Origin of the sequence: Halogeometricum pallidum JCM 14848 (assembly GCF_000337095.1) — an archaeon.
GTDB lineage: Archaea > Halobacteriota > Halobacteria > Halobacteriales > Haloferacaceae > Halogeometricum > Halogeometricum pallidum.
This window is the reverse complement of record NZ_AOIV01000013.1, coordinates 1-4364: the sequence shown is the minus strand read 5'-3', so window position 1 is coordinate 4364 and position 4364 is coordinate 1. Positions and strand designations below refer to the sequence as shown.

At 56.5% G+C, this 4364-nt stretch carries 3 protein-coding genes; all 3 read left to right on the top strand.

The window, feature by feature from the left end; all coding sequences use genetic code 11:
• Positions 1-1744: conjugation protein (locus tag C474_RS07460; RefSeq protein ID WP_008385476.1), on the top strand; the 1744-nt coding region annotated here is incomplete at its 5' end.
• Between the two features lie 357 nt (positions 1745-2101).
• A complete protein-coding gene (locus C474_RS07455) occupies positions 2102-3466 on the top strand; it encodes a phage NrS-1 polymerase family protein (protein WP_049916822.1) in 1365 nt (454 codons plus the stop codon).
• Between the two features lie 293 nt (positions 3467-3759).
• Complete coding sequence (locus C474_RS07450; RefSeq protein ID WP_049916820.1) at positions 3760-4161, top strand: VOC family protein; 402 nt, start codon at positions 3760-3762, stop codon at positions 4159-4161.
• Positions 4162-4364: the final 203 nt, after the last annotated feature.

The following is a 4364-nucleotide window of genomic DNA, read 5'->3' as shown; positions in this document are numbered from 1 at the left end:
CGAAGAGATGGATGCTGCCGACTTCGCTAACCGGATTCGGTCCTTGCCTCGTGGCGAATGGGTTGCGAGTCTGCCGAGCCCGACGTTCGGTGAAACGGGACCGTACCCGTTCAGTCTGGAACCGCTGCCGATTCCCCCCGGCCATCCTGAGAGCGATCACCCACTTGACGATCAGGAAGAGAAACGCTTCAAGACCTCGCTGTCGACTATTCACAAGCGAGCAAGCGACGAGTTCGGCGTGCTTGAACAGGGAGGTGCGTCTTCGGAACAGTCCCCAGAAGCAATACAGGAGATTCTCGGCACACCGAGCCAGGACCTCGATCAGGCGCTCGCAAAGACGATTCGGATCATCCAGCTCCGCGATGGTGTTCGCGATGAAAATGGGTGGGTGTCAGTCGAAGACGTCGACGCTGAACTCCGGTCGTACTTCGAAGGAATAGATAGCGACCCACCGGAGTACGATGTGCTCGCGGACATCCGTAAGCGATCGCGGCTGCTTGATGTGGACCTTGATACAGCCGCCGACGAACTCGTGGTTCGACTGACAGATGTTGGAGAGACGGCGGCAGCGCCGGATACTGGTGACACGAGAGCGGCCGGAAGTGAGGCACACGATGCGGCGTTACTCGAGACTGAGGCTGCACTCACGACACTCGGATTCCGTGTTACGATCCTCACACAGGATGGCAACGAACAGCCAGATGCGAAAGCGACGCATCCCGATCTTGACGAAATATTCGCTATCGAGGCCGAAACGACGACACCAGAGAATCCGGTGAAGGTGCTCACGAATCTCAGAAAAGCGCAGGACGCTGAACACGTCCCACTGTTCGTCGTCCGTCCCGGTGAGACAGAGACCTACTGGGCTGAACGGGTCGAGCAGATTCTATCGCCGCCGGTTCAGCAGCTCGCAAACGGCGAAACCCGGTTCTATACCCACGACCGGCATATCACCTTCAACGGTGGTGCGACCGAACAAGGTGGCGTAACGGCTGTCAGACCTGCGGCTGGTGAGACTGATACAAGACGAACTGTCTGGACGCGCGAGGATGACCAACTCGTGCTGAAAGATGGTGACGAGACCGAGTACCCCCGTCTCTCCTCGCTCGCGGATGCATCGAAAGACCGCATCCCTGCCATCTACAGCTACGACCATGCAGCCGGTGAGTACGTGGTGTATGAGCACGGTGAGCAGCATATCTACGACACAAAAGTGGAGTTCGAGGCAGACTGGGTACGTATCAAGAAACCATTCGTCCCTGCGAATGAATTACCCGTACCTGAATATCAGCGGTCAACGTACGGTATCGTGATCCTTCGCGATGACGGTGAATCGATTGTATATGAAGACGGCGTCACGAAACCACTCTCGACGCTCGTAGACGACACTATTCACTCGGTATCGGCTGACCCAGAATGCGAACAAAGAGACGACGAACCAGCTGCGCAACCAGTCGAAACAGGAAGAGAGGTGTCTGCAGAGAAGACTGATATATCGTTTGCTTCGTTCGTCGACACATATCTGATCGAAGACGGCGAGACAGCCCTTCCGAAGGATGAGGTCTATGCCGTGTACACGGACTGGGCAGCAGAACATGATGTTGATCCAGTCAACAAGAGTTGGTTCTCGCGGAAACTCGGCGATCACATTGAGTTCGAGACGGTTCGAGAGAGACGTGACGGGGAACTCGTACGCTGCTACAGTGGCTTCTGCTTTGCACCACGGCAGGAGACGGGGTCATAGAGATGGGGTGGAGGGATCCAAACTGCCTGCAGACAGAAAATCACAGTAGAGCGCACTGTTTTACCCATCAAACAGAGAGGGAGTCAAGCAGTGTTGCCGTCCATGCACAAATCAGGGGACGCAACCGTGTTCCACCCACGACGACGATGGGTGGAACACGAACAGTAGCATGGCGGTGGGTGGAACACCACTGCGTCTGGCGGTTTTTCTCTAATTCATCGGGGTGTTCTACCCAAAAACCAACTAGTATAGAACGGGGGGTCCCCGTTGGGACCAAGGGATTGGATCGAACAGCGAAGCGGAGTGATGTCTATTCGGGCTCGAAAGCAGTGCGAGCCATGCGAGGTGATGAAACCAATGAGTGAGAGACGAATCGAGAATCACGATGTCATTCCAGCGGCTCTTCGAGAGCGCGAGCAGTGGGTCTGCTGGCGAGAAGAAAAGCGAGACGGCAAACCAACGAAGATTCCAGTGACACCCGGGACAGGAGAGTTTGCGTCGTCGACGGATCCGGAGACGTGGGGAAGCTTCGAGACCGCACTTGCGTATACCGACACAGCAAACGCCGACGGNCCCGGGACAGGAGAGTTTGCGTCGTCGACGGATCCGGAGACGTGGGGAAGCTTCGAGACCGCACTTGCGTATACCGACACAGCAAACGCCGACGGTATCGGGTTCGTCTTTACGGACGATGATCCCATCGTCGGGGTGGACTTGGATGACTGCCGAGATCCCGATAGCGAAGATGTCGCCAACGCGGCGTTAGACATCATCGAACGGCTAGACTCCTACACGGAGGTGTCGCCGTCCGGGACCGGTTACCACGTGCTCATCACGGGAGACCTGCCGGACGGCCGGAATCGTCGTGGGAGCATCGAACTCTATGACACCGCTCGATTTTTCACCGTCACCGGCGACCACGTCGACGACACACCTACTCGCGTGGCACGCCGACAGGACGCGCTCGTGGCGATTCATCGCGAGTACGTCCAACAGACCGATGGCGATGGAGCATCCGACGCTGGGCAGCGTGACGCTGGTTCCGTCCAGTCAGAAACGCCTGGTGTTGCCGATGTCGACGTCGGGATCGATCTCGACGATAAGGACCTGTTGAAGAAAGCTCGAAGCGCGTCAAACGGCGAGAAGTTCGAGCGACTCTGGAACGGCAACACGGGCGGCTACGACAGCCAGTCCGAAGCCGACATGGCACTCTGCTGTCTGCTGGCGTTCTGGACCGGTGGTGACCGAGCGCAGATGGATCAGCTCTTTCGCCGGCCAGGACTCCTCCGGGCGAAGTGGGACGAGGTCCACTACGCCGATGGGTCAACGTACGGTGAGAAGACCATTGAGCGAGCGATTACGACCACCTCAGAATTCTACGATCCAGATGCTGGCGACGACAGCACCTCATCGAGCACCAGCTCAGGAGGCGCCACTTTCGATGCTGATGGCGACGAATCGGACCGCACCCACGCGTATCTGGTCGAGAAAAACCGGCTGTTAACCGAGCGTGTCGACGAACTCGAGGCACGGCTCGAACAGAAAAACGAGCGTGTCGACACCCTCGAAGCAGAGCTTGAACAGCTCACAGAGGAACGCGCCGCCCGTGATCGAACGACCGGGGAAACCGAGGACACGCATACTGGGGCTGCAAGCGAAAACGATTCTGAGACAGCGACACCATCGTTGTGGGACCGGTTAGTCGGCCGCCGCTCTGAGTGAGAGTACGCTGACTGTCCTCTTCAGTAGGGTCTCGGACACTCAAGCGCCCACAACCAGCAACCGACGACCCAGATAGGTTCTGCGTCAAGCAGTCTGGCGAACTCCGAATTGACAGGGTGTATTAACCAACGTTGAGGTCTGCTATCTCAGTCAGCGTTGGTTAAACCTCCTGTAGTCAGTGGGTTGGGTGACCCGTAAATGGCTCTGTTGAAATCCCAATGGGTGATACGCCTTGCTCCGATTTCGGTCAGTACAGCGGAACGGCTTATCGTTACGGTACGCCTCTATTCACTATGGATCCACGGATTACACTCGTAACACTCGGTGTCTCGAACCTTGACGAATCCATCCGGTTCTACCGAGATGGTCTCGGATTGCCGATGCAAGAGCGGGAAGATGACAGCGACGTCGCCTTCTTTCCACTCGAGGGGACGTGGCTCTCACTCTACCCAAGAAAATCGCTCGCCGAAGACGCCACCGTCACTGCGGACAGCAGCGGTTTCGCTGGAATCACTATCGCCCACAACGTATCGACCAAAGAGGAGGTAGACGCGGTACTTGACGAGGCAGAAGCTGCCGGCGGGCGTGTCGTGAAACCAGCGCAGGAAGTCTTCTGGGGCGGCTATTCCGGTTACTTTGCTGACCCCAACAGACATCTCTGGAAAGTAGCTTATCCTCAACTCACCGACGACTAACCTCTCTTATAACAAACTGTTGAACTGTGTTTTCGTTCGCTTCGTACGTTCTACTTCACACCACTCTGCGATGACTGACAACCAGTACAGCGTGCGTTATGATCGATGCCAGTTCAAAGAGATTTTGCAGAGGCGTTCAAGATGTAACTCAACAGAACAAGCGATCAACACTGGATTAGTTCACACGTCGAATCCGTTCTGCC

What these genes read in the sequence shown, in the direction of transcription:
- C474_RS07450 (WP_049916820.1), top strand. Translation starts at nt 3,760, where the DNA reads ATGGATCCACGGATTACACTCGTAACACTCGGTGTCTCGAACCTTGAC.